17 protein-coding genes and 3 tRNA genes are annotated in these 19,580 nt (G+C 66.0%); 2 read left to right on the top strand and 18 right to left on the bottom strand.

Going from position 1 to position 19,580, the window contains the following annotated elements:
* Window positions 1–2 precede the first annotated feature (2 nt).
* The 8 genes from FBF35_RS02135 to FBF35_RS02100 form a co-directional block, all read right to left on the bottom strand.
* Window positions 3–1,244: an MFS transporter gene (locus tag FBF35_RS02135; protein WP_060566369.1), complete on the bottom strand. Its 1,242-nt coding sequence runs from the start codon at window positions 1,242–1,244 to the stop codon at window positions 3–5.
* A 92-nt stretch (window positions 1,245–1,336) separates the two neighbouring features.
* A complete protein-coding gene (locus FBF35_RS02130) occupies window positions 1,337–2,011 on the bottom strand; it encodes an N-acetylmannosamine-6-phosphate 2-epimerase (RefSeq protein WP_007587569.1) in 675 nt (224 codons plus the stop codon).
* A gap of 9 nt (window positions 2,012–2,020) precedes the next feature.
* The gene (locus FBF35_RS02125; RefSeq protein WP_034464750.1) at window positions 2,021–2,941 is read right to left on the bottom strand and encodes an ROK family protein; all 921 of its coding nucleotides are present in this window, start codon (window positions 2,939–2,941) and stop codon (window positions 2,021–2,023) included.
* A gap of 107 nt (window positions 2,942–3,048) precedes the next feature.
* Window positions 3,049–3,966: a dihydrodipicolinate synthase family protein gene (locus tag FBF35_RS02120; RefSeq protein ID WP_003793799.1), complete on the bottom strand. Its 918-nt coding sequence runs from the start codon at window positions 3,964–3,966 to the stop codon at window positions 3,049–3,051.
* A gap of 2 nt (window positions 3,967–3,968) precedes the next feature.
* Window positions 3,969–4,787 (bottom strand): ABC transporter ATP-binding protein, encoded by an 819-nt coding sequence (locus FBF35_RS02115; RefSeq protein ID WP_034464746.1) that lies wholly within the window; start codon window positions 4,785–4,787, stop codon window positions 3,969–3,971.
* On the bottom strand, window positions 4,784–6,832 hold the full coding sequence (locus FBF35_RS02110; RefSeq protein ID WP_060566368.1) for a dipeptide/oligopeptide/nickel ABC transporter permease/ATP-binding protein: 2,049 nt from the start codon (window positions 6,830–6,832) through the stop codon (window positions 4,784–4,786). The genes FBF35_RS02115 and FBF35_RS02110 overlap by 4 nt, the downstream gene beginning before the upstream one ends.
* 3 nt (window positions 6,833–6,835) lie before the next feature.
* Window positions 6,836–7,789, bottom strand: a complete 954-nt coding sequence (locus FBF35_RS02105) for an ABC transporter permease (RefSeq protein WP_060566367.1) — start codon at window positions 7,787–7,789, stop codon at window positions 6,836–6,838.
* Window positions 7,790–7,907: 118 nt separating this feature from the next.
* Complete coding sequence (locus FBF35_RS02100; protein WP_060566366.1) at window positions 7,908–9,482, bottom strand: ABC transporter substrate-binding protein; 1,575 nt, start codon at window positions 9,480–9,482, stop codon at window positions 7,908–7,910.
* On the opposite strand from FBF35_RS02100, the gene FBF35_RS02095 reads away from it, so the two are divergent.
* Complete coding sequence (locus tag FBF35_RS02095) at window positions 9,427–10,314, top strand: FadR/GntR family transcriptional regulator (protein WP_316043225.1); 888 nt, start codon at window positions 9,427–9,429, stop codon at window positions 10,312–10,314. The two genes, FBF35_RS02100 and FBF35_RS02095, sit on opposite strands and share 56 nt — an antisense overlap.
* Window positions 10,315–10,373: 59 nt before the next feature.
* On the opposite strand, the gene FBF35_RS02090 is transcribed toward FBF35_RS02095, so the two are convergent.
* The 5 genes from FBF35_RS02090 to FBF35_RS02070 form a co-directional block, all read right to left on the bottom strand.
* Entirely contained in the window at window positions 10,374–11,390 is a 1,017-nt protein-coding gene (locus FBF35_RS02090; RefSeq protein WP_060566364.1) for a sialidase family protein, read from the bottom strand.
* Between the two features lie 85 nt (window positions 11,391–11,475).
* Window positions 11,476–11,646 carry a 50S ribosomal protein L33 gene (gene rpmG / locus FBF35_RS02085; RefSeq protein WP_003792256.1) on the bottom strand — a complete coding sequence of 57 codons (171 nt, stop codon included), beginning with the start codon at window positions 11,644–11,646 and terminating at the stop codon, window positions 11,476–11,478.
* Between the two features lie 54 nt (window positions 11,647–11,700).
* A tRNA-Met gene (locus tag FBF35_RS02080) sits at window positions 11,701–11,777 on the bottom strand.
* Between the two features lie 27 nt (window positions 11,778–11,804).
* Window positions 11,805–11,877, bottom strand: a tRNA-Thr gene (locus FBF35_RS02075).
* 91 nt (window positions 11,878–11,968) lie between these two features.
* Window positions 11,969–12,053 (bottom strand) — tRNA-Tyr (locus FBF35_RS02070).
* A 98-nt stretch (window positions 12,054–12,151) separates the two neighbouring features.
* Here FBF35_RS02070 and FBF35_RS02065 point away from each other — a divergent pair.
* Window positions 12,152–12,655 (top strand): YajQ family cyclic di-GMP-binding protein, encoded by a 504-nt coding sequence (locus FBF35_RS02065; protein WP_060566363.1) that lies wholly within the window; start codon window positions 12,152–12,154, stop codon window positions 12,653–12,655.
* A gap of 65 nt (window positions 12,656–12,720) precedes the next feature.
* Here the strand turns inward: FBF35_RS02065 and htpX are convergent, their stop codons facing one another.
* The 5 genes from htpX to FBF35_RS02040 form a co-directional block, all read right to left on the bottom strand.
* A complete protein-coding gene (htpX, locus tag FBF35_RS02060; RefSeq protein WP_060566362.1) occupies window positions 12,721–13,596 on the bottom strand; it encodes a zinc metalloprotease HtpX in 876 nt (291 codons plus the stop codon).
* A gap of 151 nt (window positions 13,597–13,747) precedes the next feature.
* Window positions 13,748–15,259, bottom strand: coding sequence for an FAD-dependent oxidoreductase (locus tag FBF35_RS02055; protein WP_060566361.1), 1,512 nt, complete (start codon window positions 15,257–15,259; stop codon window positions 13,748–13,750).
* Between the two features lie 182 nt (window positions 15,260–15,441).
* A complete protein-coding gene (locus FBF35_RS02050; RefSeq protein WP_060566360.1) occupies window positions 15,442–16,455 on the bottom strand; it encodes a polyprenyl synthetase family protein in 1,014 nt (337 codons plus the stop codon).
* The gene (nuoN, locus tag FBF35_RS02045) at window positions 16,452–18,005 is read right to left on the bottom strand and encodes an NADH-quinone oxidoreductase subunit NuoN (protein ID WP_060566359.1); all 1,554 of its coding nucleotides are present in this window, start codon (window positions 18,003–18,005) and stop codon (window positions 16,452–16,454) included. Before nuoN ends, FBF35_RS02050 begins: the two co-directional genes overlap by 4 nt.
* Window positions 18,006–18,016: 11 nt before the next feature.
* Window positions 18,017–19,564, bottom strand: coding sequence for a NuoM family protein (locus FBF35_RS02040; protein WP_060566358.1), 1,548 nt, complete (start codon window positions 19,562–19,564; stop codon window positions 18,017–18,019).
* Between the last annotated feature and the right edge of the window lie 16 nt (window positions 19,565–19,580).

Genomic DNA, 19,580 nt, shown 5'->3' with positions numbered 1-19,580 from the left:
GCCTAGTCGCCGAAGGCGAGGTCCGTGCGCTTCGTCCCGCGGCGGTCGGGCACCTGCCCGGCGAGCACAATCGCGAGGAGGACCGGCAGGGCCACGAAGGCCAGCGCTCGGTGGTAGCCGATGTGGTCGGCGATGAGGCCGAGGAGCGGCGGGCCGATGAGGGCCGCGCCGTAGTTGACGGTCGACAGCACCGAGACGCGCGCGGGCGTCATGACGGGGTCGACGGACAGCGCCGAAATGCCCAGGGGGAAGCCGAGGGCCGATCCGATGCCCCACAGGGCGATGCCCGCGACGGCGAACAGGTGGTGCGGGGCGAATGCCACGAGCAGCAGGCCGACGACCGCACCGGTGAAGGTGATGCGCAGCAGCATGGGCGAGCCCAGGCGTGCCTCGAGGCGCGGGGACGCGAAACGCACGATCGTCATCATGAGCAGGAAGAATGCGAACGCCGCTGAGGCAGCCGCGGTCGAGTAGCCGTAGCCATCCACCATCGACAGGTTGAGCCAGTCGTTCGCCGCACCCTCCATGAGGCCGGCACTCATGACCATGAGGGCGATGAGCACGGTCTGCTTCTCTCGCCAGGCGACGCGCGTGAGGCCCTTCGCTTTGCTGGACGAGGCCTCTCCCCCGTCGCCCTTGTCCTGCGCGGGGGCGAGCGCCGCGACCTCCTCCTTCGTCAGGTAGAAGCCGACGGCGCTGCCGCAGGCGAAAAGCTCGAGCGCGGCCAGTCCGAAGAGGTGGGCGCCGAGGGGCAGCCCCATCTGGGAGGCGAGCGCGCCGAGGAGCGCGCCTCCCAGCATGCCGACCGCGTACATCGCCTGGATGATGGGCACAACGGTGCGGCGCACGGCCGCCTGCACGAGGCCAGCCTCGATGTTCATGGTGGCGCCCCACAGGCCGTTACCGGCAGCCAGGAGCACGAGGCCAAGAGTGGCCAGCGGGATCGACACGTTGAGCGCGCCCACCCCCGCGCAGACAATGCCGAGAGCCCAGATGGCCACGCCGATACGACCCGAGGCCCGCGCGCCGATCTTCGTGACGATCGGGCCGGAGGTCGGCAGGGTCAGCAGAGAGCCGAGGGAGGCGATGAGCAGCATCGTGCCGATCGTCGCCGGAGTCAGCCCGAGGTCATCGCGCACGTCGGGCAGGCGCGAGAGCCACGCGGACGTGCCGAAACCGAGGCACACGTAGACGATGCCGGTAGCGCGAAGGGCAGCGTGAGCACGCGAGGAAGGGACGGACATGCTGGGTAATATACGCTCATTTCCGGGAGAAAAACGCAGTGCGCGGGCGGGTGTTGATCACCCGCCCGCGCACTGTCCCAACAGCGACAGGATCAGCCTTCCACAGCAGCCTTAAACCACGTCGTGATCGACGTGGGGTGCGTGATCGCGGTGCCGACGATGACGGCGAACGCGCCGGCCTCGATGGCCGCGGCAGCCTGCTCGGGCGTGTGAACACGCCCCTCGCAGATCACGGGGACGTCCGGGAACGCGGCGACGACCTCGCGCAGCAGCTCCAGGTCGGGCCCGTCGGTCTTCACGCGGTCGCCCGTGTAGCCCGCGAGGGTCGTGGACACGATGTCCACGCCGGCGTCGACGGCGCGCTGGGCGTCCTCGAAGGAGCCACAGTCAGCCATGACGAGCGTGCCGTCCTCGCGCAGGGCCGCAACGGTCTCGGCGAAGCTCAGGCCGTCGAGGCGCGGGCGACCCGTCGCATCCAGGGCGACGATGTCGGAGCCGGCCATGACGCAGGCGCGGGCGTGGCGCAGCGAGGGGGTGATGTACACGCCCTCGTGGCCTTCCTTCCACAGGCCGATCACGGGGACGTCGACGCGGCCCTTGATCGCGGAAATGTCGGACAGGCCCTGGCAGCGGATGGCGGCGGCGCCACCGATCTCGGCGGCGCGGGCGATCTGGGCCATCGTCTCGGGGTGGCGCATGGGCTCGCCCGGGTACGCCTGGACGGAGACGATGAGCTTGCCCTTCAGGTTTGCAATGAGCGGGTGCATGGTGAACTCCTATGCGTGCAGGAAGAAGGAAACGGCTCCGAGCAGCGGCGCGTCGCCGCCGAGGGAACCAACGAGGATGGGGGTGTCGGCGACGGGCGTCATCGCAGAGGCCGCGAAGCCTTCGCGCAGGGCGTCCCACCAGATGTCCCCGGAGCGGGTCATGGACCCGGACAGGATGACGACGGCCGGGTCCACGCAGTTGACCAACGAGGCCGTGGCCTCGCCGAGCGCAAACGCGGAGCGGGAGAAGCAGGCGGCGGCCAGGGCGTTGCCGGATTCGGCAAGCTCCTGCAGGGCGCGTCCCCCGTCAACCTCGGGGTCGGAGTCGCTGCGCAGCGAGTCGTACCAGGCCGTGATACCCGAGCCGGAGCAGAAGGACTCGATGTGGCCCTTGCGGCCGCACGAGCACGTCATGTCGGGGGCGAAGTGGTGGTGGATGTGGCCAACGTGTCCGGCGATGCCACGCGACCCGAAGGAGACCTGGCGGTCTTCGACGAGGGCGCCGCCGATTCCGGTGCCGACGGCGATCGAAAGGACGGTGCGGTAGGGCTGGCCGGCGCCGAGCGTGGCCTCGCCCAGGCCGTGCGCGTGCACGTCGTTGAGGACGCGCACCTTCAGGCCGGTCGCTTCCTGAAGCAGAGCGCCCAGGGGCGTGCCTCCCCAGCCGGGCATGGTGCCCGTGGCGGAGACGATATCGCCGGTCGACGGGTCGACGACGCCGGCGCTGGCGACGGCGACGCCCGCGACTTGCGGGTGAGAGGCGACCAGGGACGAGGCGAGGTCGCAGATGCGAGCCGCCACGTCCGCTCCGCCGCGCATCGCGTCAGTGGGGATCGATCCGCGCTCGGTGACCTCGTAGGTGTCACCGGCCTCGACGATGCCCCACCCGACCTTGGTGCCACCGATGTCGAGGGCAAGGAGCGTAGTCATGAGGATCCTTACGAAAAGTCAGGGGTATAAGAAAATCGACGAGGCCGGGGCGCGCGCCCGAAGGCGCGCAATATGCGGAACGGAACTGCCCCGGCCTCGTCGACGTATCAGGAGAGCAGGTCGACCGCGCGCAGCACGGACGCGACATGCTCCATGTTGTCGCCCTCGATGGCGGCAACGGGGCGCGGCATCTCAGGCGAATCGAAGACGCCGAGCAGGTGCAGGGCGGCCTTGAAGGCGCCGACGCCCGCACCGAAGCCCTGCACGCCCTTCACCTGGACGATGCGCATGAGCTCCGCGAGGCGGTCCTGCTCGGTGCGCACGGCCTCCCAGTCGCGGCGCTCGTAGGCCTGCCACTGGCGCACGTAGCCCTCGGGGTCCACGTTGGCCAGGCCGGGCACGGAGCCGTCCGCGCCGGACATGTAGGCGCCGTCAACGACGACCTCGTGGCCGGTGAGCAGCTGCATCGGGTGGCCGGCGGCCTCGTTCGCCAGGCACAGCCAGCGGAACGCGACGTCATCGCCGGAGGAGTCCTTGACGCCGTCGATGATGCCATCGCGGCCCAGGCGCATGAGCAGGTCGGGCGACAGCTTCGTGTGCACGCACACGGGGATGTCGTAGGCCCACAGCTCGAGGCTGGTGTTCTCCTTGAGGAGGCGGAAGTGGCGCTCGACCTCGGTCTCGCCGCCGAGGGCGTAGAACGGGGCGGTCGCGACGACGCCGGTGGCGCCGCCGATCTCTTCCACGGCCTTAATGTTCTCGATGACGCGCTCGGTCTCGGTGTCGATGACGCCGACCAGGAGCGGGATGCGGCCGTCGACGATGCGCACGGCTTCGCGCTGGATCTGGGCGCGACGCTCGGCGGTCGAGAAGGCGACCTCACCGGTGGAGCCGGACACGAACAGGCCGTCGAGGCCGGCCTCGATCAGGCGGTTGATGTGACGCTCGAGCGAGGGGACGTCGAGCTCGCCGTCCTTGAGCGGAATGGCCAGGGGCGGCACGACGCCGCGGATCTTCGAAGACATAATTACTTCTCTCCTTCGAGGTTGGGGTGCAGCAGCGAAGGCGCGGCGCCCAGGAGCTTGCGGGTGTAGGGGTCCTCCGGGTCGGCGAGCAGCTGTGCGGCCGGCCCTTCTTCGACGACCTTGCCGCCGTTCATGACGGCGATCCGGTCAGACACGTAGCGCACGGTCTGGATGTCGTGCGAGATGAAGACCATCGCCAGGCCCAGTTCCTTCTTGAGGTCCGTGAGCAGGTTCAGGATCTGTGCTCGCACCGACACGTCGAGTGCGGAGGTGGGCTCATCTGCGATGATCGCATCCGGGCCGATGGACAGGGCTCGGGCGATGGCCACGCGCTGGCGCTGGCCACCCGAGAGCTGTCCGGGAAGCGCGTCGAGCGCGCTCGAGGGCAGGCCTACGAGCGAGATCAGTTCGCGCACGCGCTTGGCTCGCGAGGCCTCGTCCCCGATGCCGTGCACGCGCAGCGGGTCAGCGAGCTGATCCTGGACGTGCATGCGGGGGTTCAGGGCCGTCGCGGGGTCCTGGAAGACCACGGAGACGACGCGACCGATCTCCCGGCGGGCGGCGGCGCTGCGCTTCGTGACCTCCTTGCCATTGAAGAACACCTGGCCGGCGGACGGCATCTGCAGGCCACACATGACGTTCGCGGTCGTGGACTTGCCACAGCCGGACTCACCGACGATGCCGAGCGTCTGTCCGCGCTCGATGCGCATGTTGACGCCACGCACCGCGTGGACCTTGTTGGGCTTGAACAGGGAGCCGGTACGCGAGGTGAAGGTCACCTCGACGTTCTTCAGTTCGATGATCGGGGTGTTGTCGCTCATCGCGTTTCCTCCTGACCGTTCGTTTCCTGCGCGAAGGCGTCAGCCTCGTCGCGGGGCGGCAGAGCCGCGTACACGTGCTCGGGACCGACCTCGGTGAGGACGGGGCGGATGTCCAGTCCATAATCGGGGTGCGAGGACCGCGGTGCGAAGCGGTCGCCCACGGGGAAGTCGCGAGGCGAGGGCACCGTGCCGGGGACCTGGTGGAGTCGGCCGGAGCCAGACTCGATCGAGAGGACGGCGCCCAGCAGGCCGCGCGTGTACTCGTGGGTCGGGTGCGTGAGCAGTTCCTTGGTGGGGGCCTGCTCGATAACCTGGCCGGCGTACATGACGGTGATGTGGTGTGCCACCTCGGCGACAAGCGCCAGGTCGTGGGACACGAAGATCATGGCGAAGCCGAGCTTCTCGCGCAGCTCGTTGAGCAGTGCGATGACCTGCTTCTGGACGGTGACGTCCAGGGCGGTGGTCGGCTCGTCCGCGATGATGAGCTTCGGGTCGCGGGTCAGGGCCATGGCGATGAGAACGCGCTGACGCTGACCGCCCGAGAGCTCGTGCGGGTAGGACTCGAGGGTGCGCTTGGGATCCAGGCCCACGAGCTGGAGGAGTTCCTCGGCGCTGCGGGTACCACCGCGGCTGGTCAGCTGCCTCATCTGAGCCTTGATCAGCATGGCGGGGTTCAGGGACGACAGGGCGTCCTGGTAGATCATGGCCATCTCGTGACCGAGCAGAGCGCGGCGCTCCTCGGCCGACTTCTCAAGCAGGTTCTCACCCTGGTAGAGGATTTCGCCCGTTATCTCGGCCTTGGGATCGATGAGGCCCATGATGGTCAGGGCCGTGATCGACTTGCCGCAGCCGGACTCGCCCACGAGGCCCATGGTCTCGCCGGGGCGGACCTTGAAGGAGACGTGGTCGACGACGTTGACGTTGCCATGACGCTCGAACTTGATGCACAGGTCGTTGACCTCGAGCAGCGGGGTCTTCTCCAGGTGTGCCTCGAAGCGGTCGGTGCGCTTGCCTTCGACGGACTCGAGGTCGTCGAGGCGGGCCTGCAGGGACTCGGCCTGCTCAGCGTAGGCGCGGCGCGGGTCGAGCAGGAGCTTGTCGGCCTCGCGGTCGGAGTCCTTGTCGACCTGAGCGACGGCCGCGGACGCGGGAGCCGCCACCATGGCGTCGGTGATGCCCTCAGACAGAATGTTGAGGCACAGGACCGTGATCATGATGAACAGGCCGGGGAAGAACGCGGTCCACCACTTGCCCAGCAGAACCGACAGGTTCGACGAGGCCTCGGACAGGACGTTGCCCCACGTGGCCACGGTGGTCGCCTGGAGGCCCGAACCGATGAAGGTCAGGGAGGCCTCGAGGATGATCGCGTCGGCGACGAGGACGGTCGCGAACACGAGAACCGGGGCGGCCGTGTTGCGCATGACATGCTTGGTGAGGATCCAGGGGGCGCGGGCGCCGGAGACGATCACCGCACGAACGTAGTCCTCACCGTAGGCGGCCATGACGTTCGCGCGAACGATACGCGACAGCTGCGGGATGTACACGAAGGCAATCGAGCAGATGATGACGAAGACCAGGCCGAAGGTGTTGCCGGACTTGGACAGCGTGCGCCCGAAGACCAGGACCGAAACGGCCGCCATGGCGATGCCGGGCACCGCCATCACGATGTCCATGACGCGCATGATCGCTTCGGAGAAGGACTTGCGCACAACCGCTGCAATCGAACCGATAATCGCGCCGAAGAAGAGGGCGATCAGGGTCGAGCACAGACCGATCATCAGCGAGAAACGTCCGCCGAACAGGACGCGAGCGAAGATGTCACGGCCAACGTGGTCGGTTCCGAACAGGTGCTCGCCGGACGGGGCGCTCCACTTGTCGAAGATGTCATCGGGACCGTAGGGAGAAACGTAGGGCGCCAGGATCGAGACGAGGACGATGAGGGCAAGGAGGCCCATCGCGATCTTCGATCCGGTGGACATCGCACCGATACGCGAAAAACGCGCGCCCTTCGCAGTGACCTTGCCGAGCTTTTCTTTCTGATTCATGCCTCACACCGACCTAATACGCGGATTGATGAGCAGGTAGAGCATGTCAACAATGATGTTGACGACGATGAACGCGATCGCGACGACGAGCGCGCCCCCCTGCACCAGGGTGACCCAGTTTTCCTGGATGCCCTTGAGCAGGACCGCCTTACCCATTCCATCGATGGAGAAGATAATTTCGATGACGACCGCGCCACCCATCAGGTAGCCGATGCGCAGGCCGAGGACGGTCACGGGCGTGATGAGCGCGTTACGCAGCACGTTGCGGGCCACGACGATGCGCTTGGGGATGCCGGCGCCAACCGCGGTGCGAACGTAGTCGCGATCCAGTTCCTCAACCATTGAGGTACGCACGACTCGCGTCATCTGACCGACGACGGGAACCGCCAGGGCGATAGCCGGAAGGAGCATCCGCAGGAACCAGCCGCTCGGATCTTCGCTGAACGCGGGCAGCGGGCCGGAGACCGGAAGCTTCTGAACAAATCCCAGGACCAGCAGCGCTGCCAGCCAGAAGGACGGGGTGCCGATGCCGATGACCGAGAACACGCGGATCACCTGGTCGGGCCAGCGGTCGCGGTACAGAGCGGCGAGAACACCGAGGGGGAAAGCGATGATGACGGCGAAGAACAGGCCGAGGAAGGTGAGCTGCAGGGTAATCGGAAGAGCCTGAGCAACCAGATCGGTCACGTGGTTGGACGTACCAACGCCGTAGGTGCCAAGGTCACCGTGGAGCATGTTCCACAGGTAGTGACCGTACTGAACGAAGAAGGGGTCGTTGAGACCGTGCTGCACACGGTACTCTTCGAGAGCTTCGGGGGTCGCGGTCTCACCCAGTGCCGAGTAGGCGGGGTCAATCGGAGACAGCGACATGATGAAGAAGACGAGGAAGGACACGCCGACCACCATGATCGGCAGAGCCACCAAACGTCGTCCGATGAGTCGCAGAAGGTTATTCACTGCTAGACCTCCATTTTCAACGGATTTTGGCAATAAGAAAGGAGGGGTGGCGCCCGACTGTGGCGTCTGCCTCAGGGCGGGGCTCCACCCCTCCTCTCTTGTGGTCCCTCGAGGGGACTTACTTAGCGCTCACACCCAGCAGCTGCAGGCCGGTGGAGGAGATCGCCTGGAATCCTTCCACCTTCTGGGGGTTGGAGCCGGTGATCATGTTGCGGAACACGAGCGGGAAGATCACGGTCTTCTCAGCGAGCAGATCCTGAGCCTCGCCCCACTTGGCCTTGGCGGCGTCACCGTCAAGCTGAACGGCCTCGTCCATGATGGACTGCAGCTTGTTGAAGGACTCGGGGTCCGAGGTCTGCCAGCCGTCACGCTTCTTGGTCCAGACGTTGTCACCGTTCCACCAGGAGATGATGATGCCGGGGTCGGTGCCGAAGACCGAGGGGTCGCCGGGGGCCAGGACGATGTCGTAGGAGGGGTTGTCAACGTCGGTGACGTTGGCGTAGAGGTCAGACGAAGCCATCTGAGTGTGGTTGACCTTCAGGCCCAGGGCCTCCAGGTCGGACTTGATCTGGGGAACCAGGGAGAGGACCCACGGGTGGTCCGTCGACACCAGGTTGACCTCGAGGCCGGAGACACCAGCATCGCTCAGGAGCTTGGTGGCGGCATCCTTGTCGTAGGACAGATCGGTCGAAGGCTTCTTGTAGGCGGGGTTCGCCTCGGGCAGGAAGGAGGTCGCCTCGACGGCCTGGCCCTCGAGCGAGGAGCTGATCAGCTTCTGCTTGTCGATGGACTTGAGGATCGCGCGGCGAACCTCGGGCTTGTCGAAGGGGGCCTTCTGCGTGTTGAACATCAGGAAGGGGTTGCCGTAGCCGGGCTTGGACTCAACGTTCCAGCCAGCGCCCTTGAGCTGATCCTGCGCGGAGGCGGGAACGGCTTCCATGACGTCAACAGTGCCACCGATGGCGGCAGCGAGGCGGGCGGAGTCATCCTTGAGGGACTGCCACTTGAGGGTGGCAACCTTCGCGGGCTCGTTACCGGTGTAGTTCTCATTCGGAACAGCGGTGATCTCGGTCGCCGTGATGTTCTCGTACTTGTAGGGGCCGGTACCGATCGGCTTCGCCTTCAGCGAGTCTTCGTCCATCGAAGCGGGAACAACGCGGACGTTGACGAAGCGCTCCTTCAGGTTGGCGAAGGGGTGCTTGAGCTTGATCGTGATGGTGTTGTCGTCCTTGGCTTCGACGGAATCGACGAAGGTGAAGAACTGACGGTAGATCGACTTCTCGGAGGTGGCGCGCTCGTAGGAAGCAACGAAGTCGGCGGCGGTCACGGGGGTGCCGTCGGAGAACTTCGCGCCGTCGCGCAGCTTCACCTCGTACTCGGTGTCGGAGATCTTCTCCGGGTCACCGGCGGCCAGCGCGGGGCTGACGGAGTAGTCGGCCATGTTGAAACGGTACAGGCCCTCGAGGACCTGCCAGTTCGCACCCATGCCGAGAGCCGAGGTGGTGATCGGGCCGTAATCGGTGGTCTCGTAGGCGACACCGGCGGTGATCATACCCTTCGGTCCTTCGGAGGCCTTGGAGCCGCCGTCGGTCGACGTGGTGCTGGTGGAGGATCCGCCGCCGCACGCGGTCAGGATCATGGCGGCAGCTGCGGTCAGTGCAGCGCCGGTTGCGAAGTGTTTACGCATTCGCATGTTCTCGCTCCTCATCTTCGAGAATTGGGACGTGCGGTTCTGTTGTTCCGCTCGCTATACTTATTCTATGTTGTCTGACAAATTAATGCAAGCGATATCACCCCCATCGCCCTCAGAAACCAGTCCGAACCGACCCAAACCGACATCGATTGACTCGAGATCCTCGGTAACGATGGATGCGATCAAGTCCTACATTTTGCGACATGGATTACATCCCGGTGACCGCCTCCCCACAGAATCGGCACTATGCGCCGACCTTGGCGTTTCGCGCTCCTCTGTGAGAGAAGCATTACGTCGCCTCCAGGCTCTCGACATCGTGACGGTCCGTCAGGGTTCGGGATCATACGTCGGCGAAATGTCGATGCAGCCGCTCGTCGAGACCCTCGTCCTGCGCGCCGCCCTCGACGAGATCAACGGCGCACAGTCCCTGCACGCGATCATCGATACGCGCCGCGCGCTCGACCTCGGGATCGCAGTTCCGCTCACCCGCGCCATGAAGGGCACGACGAACCCGCACCTGTGGGAGCTCGTCGAGGCCATGACGGAGTACGCCCACACGGGTTCGACCTACCTCGAGCAGGACATCGCGTTCCACTCCGGCCTCCTCGCCTACGTCGAGAACGAACTCATGCACCAGCTGGTGGCAGCCATGTGGCTCGTCCATCAGAGCGTGACTCCTCAGCTGGCCGCAGCGTCGCGTCAGGAAATGGAAGACACCGCCGAGGCCCACGCGGCCATCCTGCGAGCCTGCGAGGCCGGCGACCTCGAGGCATACACCGCCGCCGTCGAGGCACACTACGCCCCACTCCTCGCGATCATCGAAGGTCGCTAGAGCACACAGAAAAACCCGGAGCGTTGTGGGGGCACGCGCACCGGGTTTTCTGTATCCACTTAGCGACGAATCGCAGCCTCCCACAGGCCGCGGTCGCGCTCGAAGACAACCACGGCCTCGTCCCCGTCGACCGTCGCGTCGCTGTACCCAAAGGCGCCATCACCCAAAGAGGAGACCACCTCGGCGCGCACTTCACCCTCCCACGGCGGGGTGAGGCGCAGGATCTGACCGCTTGCTCGCGCGTCACGCCGACCGGGGTGCACGAAGAGCGCACCGATCATGCGCGCGTTGCAGCCCGGGTCATCAAGCTCCCACAGGCGCCGACCCTCCCAGGTGTGCCCGTCTCCCCACGCAAGGTAGCGCGCACCCGAACCTCGCCCTTCAAAGCCCTGGAGACGGCAGTTCGCGACGAGGCGACCGTCCCACACACTCAGCGTCGTCTCGTCGAGGAGCACTCCCCCGTCGCCAACAAGAGGGGACGCCGCACCGACGAGGCGACCCGCACGGGCGTACACGACGCGCAGGTGCGTCTCATCCCCCACGCGCACGACGTAGGGCAGAGCCACAGCCCCGTCAAGCGCGACCGTGCCGCCAGACGTCGCAAACAGCGCGTCGGCGCCCGTGAGCTCATAGAGCTCGTCCGTCATGTCCACATAGGCGAGGTCTTCGGGGCCACTCCCCCACGCCCACCAGACGCGCAGGCGCTCACCATCCGCGCGAGAGTCCATGTAGCCCACGCGCCCATCCGTCGACGCGAACGCAAGATGCATGAACCCGTCGCCGTCCACGCCGACACAGGCGTCCGAAGAGACCGGCGGGCCGCCGGCGGGAAGGGGACGCGGTTCGCTCCATCGTCCCACCCCCTCGCGTTCCATCCACAGGACGCGGTTCGGATTCGGCAGATCCGAGGCCATCGTCAGCCCGTTGAAGTCAGATCCCGTGCCCGAGGCCGGGGCCGGCCGCTCGTCAAAGAAGAGGACGGTGCGCTCGTCCGCGAGCGTCACGAGGCCAGGGATGCGCGCCTCGCCCGCGCCCTTCGGGGCGACGATGCAGCGAAAATCAACGGAGTCAGTCATGTGTCCAGGATAACAGAGACACTCCTGCCCTGATACAAAGAACCCCGGGGAACCAGAGTTCCTCGGGGCTTTGAGACGGAAGCCGTCAGCGGGTCTCGCGGTGCGCCGTCGACTTGTGGCAGCGCGGGCAGTACTTCGCCAGCTCGAGACGATCCGGCGTGTTACGACGGTTCTTCTTGGTGATGTAGTTGCGCTCCTTGCACTCCGAGCAGGCCAGAGTGATCTTGGGGCGAACGTCCTGGGACTTGCTTGCCACGGTTGTTTCCCTCGCTTAGTTTCGTCGCTCGCGCGACCTGTCGGATCAAAGAATTGGTAGCGGGGGCGGGGCTCGAACCCGCGACCTCACGATTATGAGTCGTGCGCTCTGACCAGCTGAGCTACCCCGCCGCCGGAAGCGGATGAATCCGCGACCGGAGCCCCGAAAGGGAATCGAACCCTTGACCTTCTCCTTACCATGGAGACGCTCTGCCTACTGAGCTATCGGGGCAACGCCGGAAAGCCTATCTCATCTCCGAGTGCCGAAGCAATCCCGGAGCCTGAGAATGACGTCACAGGCGTTACTCACTGGAACCAGCGAGTGGTGGCAGGTGAGGGATTCGAACCCCCGAAGCACGAAGCGTCTGATTTACAGTCAGATCCATTTGGCCGCTTTGGTAACCTGCCGTGCGCCGCTCTCGCGGTGCCGTGAAAGAATAGCATTAAAATGGTTCCGAGCGCCAATCGGAACGACGATTGGCTGAATTCCAACGAAAGGTGCACCCATGGCAGACTCCTCCTTCGACGTTGTCTCCAAACTCGACCGCCAGGAGGTCGACAACGCCGTCAACCAGACCGCCAAGGAGATCGCCAACCGCTACGACTTCCGCGGCGTCGACGCCGCCATCTCACTCAACGGCGACACGATCGCAATGGAAGCGAACTCCGCCTCCCGCGTCATGGCAATCCTCGATGTGCTGCAGTCCAAGCTGATCCGCCGTGGCCTGTCGCTGAAGGTTCTTGACTACAAGGACCGCGAACCCAAGGCCTCCGGCAAGCTCTTCAAGCTCGTCTGCCCCCTCAAGGAAGGCATCCCGCAGGACACCGCGAAGAAAATCTCCAAGCTCATCCGCGAGGAAGGCCCCAAGGGCGTCAAGGCACAGATCCAGGGTGACGAACTTCGCGTTTCTTCAAAGTCCCGCGACGACCTACAGGCCGTCATCGCCCTCCTCAAGGGCCCCAAGGGCGAGGAGCTGGACGTCGCCCTCCAGTTCGTCAACTACCGCTGATCAACGCGTCATATGCGGGCGGGCGGCCGGAATGAACCGGCCGCCCGCCCCCGTATGAAAGAGGCTCAGTAACCTGCGATTTTCTCCAGTCTCGCAATGCGCTGCTCCATCGGCGGATGCGTCGAAAACATGCGCATGAGGGACTGGCCGCGGAACGGGTTCGCAATCATCATCGCCGCCACGTTGCGCGTGCGCGGGGTGTCTTCCATCGGACGGCGATCCGTCGCGATCTCCAGCTTGCGCAGAGCCGACGCCAGTGCCAGCGGGTCCTGCGTGAGCATCGCGCCATCCTCGTCAGCATCGAACTCACGCGTACGCGACAGCGAGAACTGGATAAGCATCGACACAAAAGGCGCCATGATGCTCATCGCAAGGAGGCCAAGGAAGCCCACTCCCCCGCCCTCTCGACGGTTTCCCCCTCCGAAGAAGAGCAGTCCCTGCGCGATCGACGTGATCAGACCGCCCATCGCCGCAGCAACAGACGTCGTCAGGATGTCGCGGTTGTAGACATGCATCAGCTCGTGCCCCAGCACTCCGCGCAGCTCACGCTCATTCAGAATAGCCAGGATGCCCTCCGTGCAGCACACCGCCGCATTGTTCGGGTTACGCCCCGTCGCAAAGGCATTCGGCGTCAAGGACGGCGCCACCCAGATCGACGGCATCGGCTGCTGCGCGCGCGCCGACAGCTCACGGACAATCGCGTACAGCTGCGGGTACTGCGCCTCGGTCACCCGGTACGCCCCCATGGACCGCAGTGCAATCGTCGCTGAGTTCCAGTACGAGTACGCGGTCTGGACGAGCCCAATGCCGGCAAACACAACAATCCACACCATGCGCCCCGTACCCGAAGCAACCAACGCGCCAATGGCGAGCAGCAGCGCCCACATGCCTCCCAGCAGGAGCGTCGTCTTCAGACCGTTGTGATAGTTGCGGTGCACCATACCGGCGATCCTATGGGGATTACCTGGGAAGCTGCTGAGAACCAGCCGAAGCTCCAATGGGAAACACCCATCTGCGCCCCAGCCCCGCTGCCCCACACAACGAGGCCGCGACCGGAAAACCCGGCCACGGCCTCGTAACGATTAGGGCCGCTCAGTTGCGGCGACCCGGACCCGTGTAGTCATCGAAGCGCTCAGGGGCGCTCGGCACGCCCATTTCGCCCATCTCGCCGATAAGATCCGTCGCCTGCGGATCCACCTGCGCTCCGCGCGAAATGTCCGTCATCGCGCGACGCGACACGACCTTGATGCGCTCACGCGTGCCGCGGCCGCCCGGAAGCTCGCCGTAGGCCTCGCCCAGAGCCTGCTCGTAGGCGTCCAGGAGCTCCCAGCCCTCCCACGTCGTGAACTCGACGCCACGAGACTCCAGGAGCGCCACCATGGCCTCGTGGCCCACCTCGGCGGTGTTCGCGTGCAGACGGCCCTCGGAGGCGTCCTCAACGAGGTGGGAGATCGTCTGCTGGGCATCCGACTTCGTCGAGCCGATGAGGCCAACGGGGCCGCGCTTGATCCAGCCCGTCGCGTACACGCCCGGGATAACGGGGGCGGACTCATCCTTCGTGGTGTCACCCTCGATGACGCGGCCCTCAACGTTCGGCACGACGCCGGCACGCTCGTCGAAGGGCAGGCCCGGAATCGGCGAGGAGTAGTAACCCACCGCGCGGTACACGGCCTGCACGGGCCACGTCGTGATGACGCCCGTGCCCGACACGCTGCCATCGCCGTTCAGGGCGGTGCGCTCCGTGCGCAGAGCCTTCACGTGGCCGTTCTCGTCCGCGACGACCTCAACCGGGGCCTGGAACAGGTGAATGTGGATGCGACGCGAGGCCGTGTGCTCCTCCGGATCCGCCATCGCGTAGCTCGTCAGCGTCTTCACGACCTGACGCTGCTGGTTCGACGCGCGCAGCGCCTCCTCCGAACCCTCGTCGAAGTCGAAGTCCTCTTCCGAGACGATGACATCCACGTCCGGCACCTTGCCCAGCTCGCGCAGCTCCAGCGGCGTGAACTTCACCTGGGCCGGGCCACGACGACCGAACACGTGCACGTCGGTGATCGGGTTCTCGGCCAGGGCCTCGGCCACGTTGGCCGGAACCTCGGTCTTGAGCATGTCCTCGGCGTGCTTGGCCAGGACACGAGCCACGTCCAGCGCCACATTGCCGACGCCCAGGACCGCAACCTCGCGGGCCTTCAGCGGCCACGTACGCGGGTAGTCCGGGTTGCCGTCATACCAGGACACGAAGTCGGCGGCGCCGTAGGACTCGGGCAGATCCACGCCCGGAATGTCGAGCGGGTGATCACGGTCCGCGCCCGTCGCAATGATGATCGCGTCGTAGTGGTCACGCAGGTCGTCGATCGTCACGTCGCGGCCGACCTCGACATTGCCGAGCAGGCGGATGTCGCCACGCTGCAGGATCTTGTACAGCGCCACAATGATCTGCTTGATACGCGGGTGATCCGGAGCGACGCCGTAGCGCACGAGACCGTAGGGCGCGGGAAGACGCTCAAACAGGTCGATATTCACCTCGAGTCCCGACTTGGACAGAATGTCCGACGCGTAAATGCCAGCGGGACCAGCGCCGATGACGGCGACGTTGAGCGGTGCCAACCGATTTCTCCTTCTTCGTGACCGCGCGCGTGTGCGCGCACCTGGGCACTAAGTTTAGCGCGCCGTTGCCAAGGGCAACCTTAGCTGAGACCCCTCACACACCTCAAGGCCTCGGGCATACGACGAGGCCGGGGCCAGCCGCGCAATCTCGCGCAGCCGAGCCCCGGCCTCGTTATCGACAATCAGACCAGGCGATCCACCATGAGGTTCGCGAACGCCTCCAGCGCGGTCTTCGCCTCACCCTTGGGCAGCGGCGCCAACGCGGCGACCGCGTCGTTCGCCCAGGTGCGCGCGAGCTCGCGGGTCTCCTCCAGCACGTCGTGGTTGCGCAGCTGCGCAACGACCGAGGCCAGGGCCTCGTCCGAGGACAGGTCGCCCGTCAGCTCACGCAGGATGCGCACGCCGGCCTCGTCGATCGTGCCAGCCGCCTCGCGGCGACGCAGGAGAAGGACGGGCAGGGTGTCCACGCCCTCGCGCAGATCGGTGCCGGGCGTCTTACCCGACTGCTCGCCCGAGGACGCCAGGTCGAGCACGTCGTCGGCGATCTGGAAGGCGACGCCCACCTTCTCACCGAAGTCGCTCACCACGTCCGCCATCAGCTTGCCGGCGCCCGACAGGAGCGCGCCGAAGGACGCGGCGGTGGACACGAGCGAGCCCGTCTTATCCGCCAGGACCTGCAGGTAGAAGTCGACGCGATCGGCGCCATCCGTCGGACCGAAAGTCTCGTTGAGCTGACCCTCGCACAGGCGCTCGAACGTGCGCGCGTGGTGCGCGACCATCTCGGGCCCCAGCGAGGCAACCAGCAGCGACGCGCGGGCGAACAGGATGTCGCCGGCCAGAATCGCGCGGTTGTTGCCCCACAGGTGCTGAGCCGAGGGAACACCGCGACGCGTGGGCGCCGAATCCATGACGTCGTCGTGGTACAGGGACGCCAGGTGCGTGAGCTCGACCGCAGTCGCGGCCGTGATGACCTGCTCGTCGAGCGCGCGCTCGGGCTCGCCCAGCTGCGCGCACACGAGGGTGAGCAGCGGACGCATCCGCTTGCCGCCCGCGACCGCGAGGTGACGAGTCAGCTCGTCCGTCAGGTCGCGAGACGAAGAGACGGCGTCGAGGAGACGACGCTCGACGACCTCGAGCCCCGGGGTAATGCGGGACTCGAGGTCGGGAACATGAAGATCGGGTGTTTGAGCGCTCACGGAATCAGTATGACGATCTTTTCGAGCAGACTCAACACGGGACCGGGGAAGACGCCCAGGGCGAGCGTCCCAATCGCGCACACGGCGATCGCCAGAGCGGACAGGCCCTCCGACTTCACAACGACGGACTCTTCACTGGGCTCAGTGAAGAACATCAGGCGCACGAGGCGGAAGTAGTAGAACGCGGTGATCGCCGAGGCCACGAGGCCGACGATCGCGAGCCAGCCGATGCCGCCCTTGATCGCGTCGGAGAAAATCACGAACTTACCAATGAAACCGCCCGTCAGCGGGATGCCCGCGAACGACAGCAGGAAGATCAGCATCGCGCCCGCGAGCCACGGGTTGGTGCGGCCGATACCCGCCCACTTACGCAGGCTCGTCGCCTCACCCAGGACGTTGCCGTCCGCGTCGCGGCCGCGCACCAGCGTGACCACGCCGAAGGCACCGACCGTCGCCAGACCGTAACCGAGCGTGTAGAACAACACATGGCCCGTACCGCCCTTTTCCATCGCGAGGATCCCCATCAGGATGAAGCCCGCGTGGGCGATCGAGGAGTAGGCCAGCATGCGCTTGACGTCATCCTGCACGAGGCCAGCGAAGGTACCGACGAGGATCGTCAGGACCGCCACGGCCGCGAAGATGTACAGGAAGTCCCACTGCAGGTAGGCGGCTGCGACCGTGTAGAAGCGGATCATCGCTGCGAAGGCCGCGATCTTCACGGCGGCAGCCATGAAGCCCGTCACCGGGGTCGGGGCGCCCGTGTAGACGTCGGGGGTCCACGCGTGGAAGGGGGCTGCGCCCACCTTGAACAGCAGGCCGACCATCACGCAGAAGACGCCCACGAGGACCATCCACTCCATGTTCGTGTGGGTGGAGATGGCCTCGGCCAGCGCAGAGATACGCAGCGAGTTGGAGAAGCCGAAGAGGAATGCGGAGCCCATGAGCAGGAAGCCCGAGGAGAAGGCGCCGAGCACGAAGTACTTGAGGGCCGACTCGTAGGACAGCTGGCGACGACGGCGGGCCGTGGCAGCCATGATGTACAGGGGCAGCGACATGACCTCAAGGGCCACGAACAGGGTCACGAAGTTGTCCGCCGCGGGGAAGATCATCATGCCGCCCAGGGAGAACAGGGTCAGCGGGAAGATCTCGGAACGCTGGTAGCCCTTGCGCTCCGACAGCTCCTCGGCGGCAGAGTCCGGACGATCCGACGGCTGGCCGGCAAACGCGCCGTCACCGACGGAGGTGCGGTCGGCCATCACGAGGACGGCGAAGAAGCCGATAATGACGAGGGCCGACTGAGCGGCGACCGTCAGCGGATCCTCCATGTACTCCCCCAGCGTCACCGGAGTCTCCAGGACGGGGACCCAGCGCAGGGCGAGCATGACGCACGCACCTGCGGTCGCCAGGATCGACAGGCCGATCACGAGGGGGCGACGAGCCTTCGCGGGGGCGAAGGCCTCGACGAGGACGCCGAGGACCGCTCCGCCCAGCACGATGAGGATAGGCGCGAGGCTCACCCAGTGAACCTCGGGGGCCTGGAAGTTATCCATGGGTAGAACGTTCACTGTGCGCTCCCTTCAGCGGTGGCGCCGACCTGCGTGGTGGGCAGGCCGAGGTCTGAAGCAACCGGGGTCAGGGCGCTCACGAGAGGCGCCGACCAGATACCAAGGATGAGCATCGCGGCCACGAGCGGCACCATGACGCCGCGCTCACGGCTGTTCAGGTCCGTCAGCTCTTCCTTACCCTTGCCGGGCGCACCGGTGAAGACGCGCTGGTAGGGCATGAGCACGTAGAGGGCGGCGATGACGACGCCCAGGACCGCGAATAGCGCCAGCGGACCGCTGACCGACCAGGTGCCCATGAGCACGAGGTACTCGGGGACGAAGCCGGACAGGCCGGGCAGCGCGATGGACGCGAGGCCGGACACGAGCCACAGGCCAGCGAGGACCGGGGTCACGCGCTGCATGCCGACGTACTCGCGCATGTCCTGCGTGCCACCGCGGCGCGAGAGCCAGCCGGAGAGCAGGAACATCGCGGCGATCGAGACGCCGTGGGCGACCATGTAGAACATGGCGCCGACGAGAGCGATCTGCGAGCCGATGAAGATGCCCAGGACCATGAAGCCAAAGTGCGACACCGAGGTGTAGGACACCAGACGCATGATGTCGTTCTGGCCGTTGGCCGACAGGCCGCCCCACAGGATGGAGATGACGGCGAGCACGCACATGACCCACTTCGCGGACGCGGCCGCGCCGGGGGTGAGCTGCAGGCACAGGGCGATCATGCCGAAGGTGCCGATCTTGTCCAGGACGCCGACCAGCAGCACCGAGGTACCGGGGCGTGCGACGGCGGCCGTGTCGGGCAGCCAGGTGTGCACCGGGACCATGGGGGCCTTGATCGCGAAGGCAACCATGAAGGTCACGAAGACGACCATCTGAACCGTGTCCGGGGCGGTCGGCAGGAGCTGGGCGAGCATGTCCATGCGGAAGAAGGTCGAGGCATCGGGGTTCGCCTGGTAGGCGATGGCCCACACGTAGAGGATGCCACCGAGCATCACCAGTCCACCGAACAGCGAGTACAGCAGGAACTTCATGGCGGCCTTGTGACGCGCGGCCTCGTCACCGACGCCGTAGCGTCCGATCATGAGGTACAGCGGCACGAGCATCGCCTCGAAGGCGAAGTAGAAGACCGTCAGATCGTAGGCCGCGAAAATAACGACCATGAAAGCCTGGAGTGCCAGGACCAGCGCCGGGTAGGCGCCGCGGTCCGCGGCATCGTCCTCGTCCCAACCCGCAATCAGCACGAGCGGCACGAGGCCAATCGCCAGGAGGATCATGACCAGGCCCAGGGACGTGACGCCGAGGGACCAGGTGATGCCAATCTGGGGGATCCACAGGTGGGACTCGTACACCTGGTACGAGGCCGGGGCGGACCAGTCGAACACGGAGGCGGCCACGTACACGCCGAGCGCGAGCTCGACGAGGGAGACCACCAGGGCGACGACGCGCCCTGCGGCGCGCCTCAGGGGCGGGACGAAGCCGAGGAGGGCCGCGCCCGCAGCCGGAATGGCCACGAGGACGGACAGCCACGGGAAGTTAGCAGCAATCATTGCACTTTCCATTGTC

This window comes from Schaalia odontolytica, assembly GCF_005696695.1.
Lineage (GTDB): Bacteria > Actinomycetota > Actinomycetes > Actinomycetales > Actinomycetaceae > Pauljensenia > Pauljensenia odontolytica_C.
This window is presented reverse-complemented; position numbering and strand designations above follow the sequence as displayed.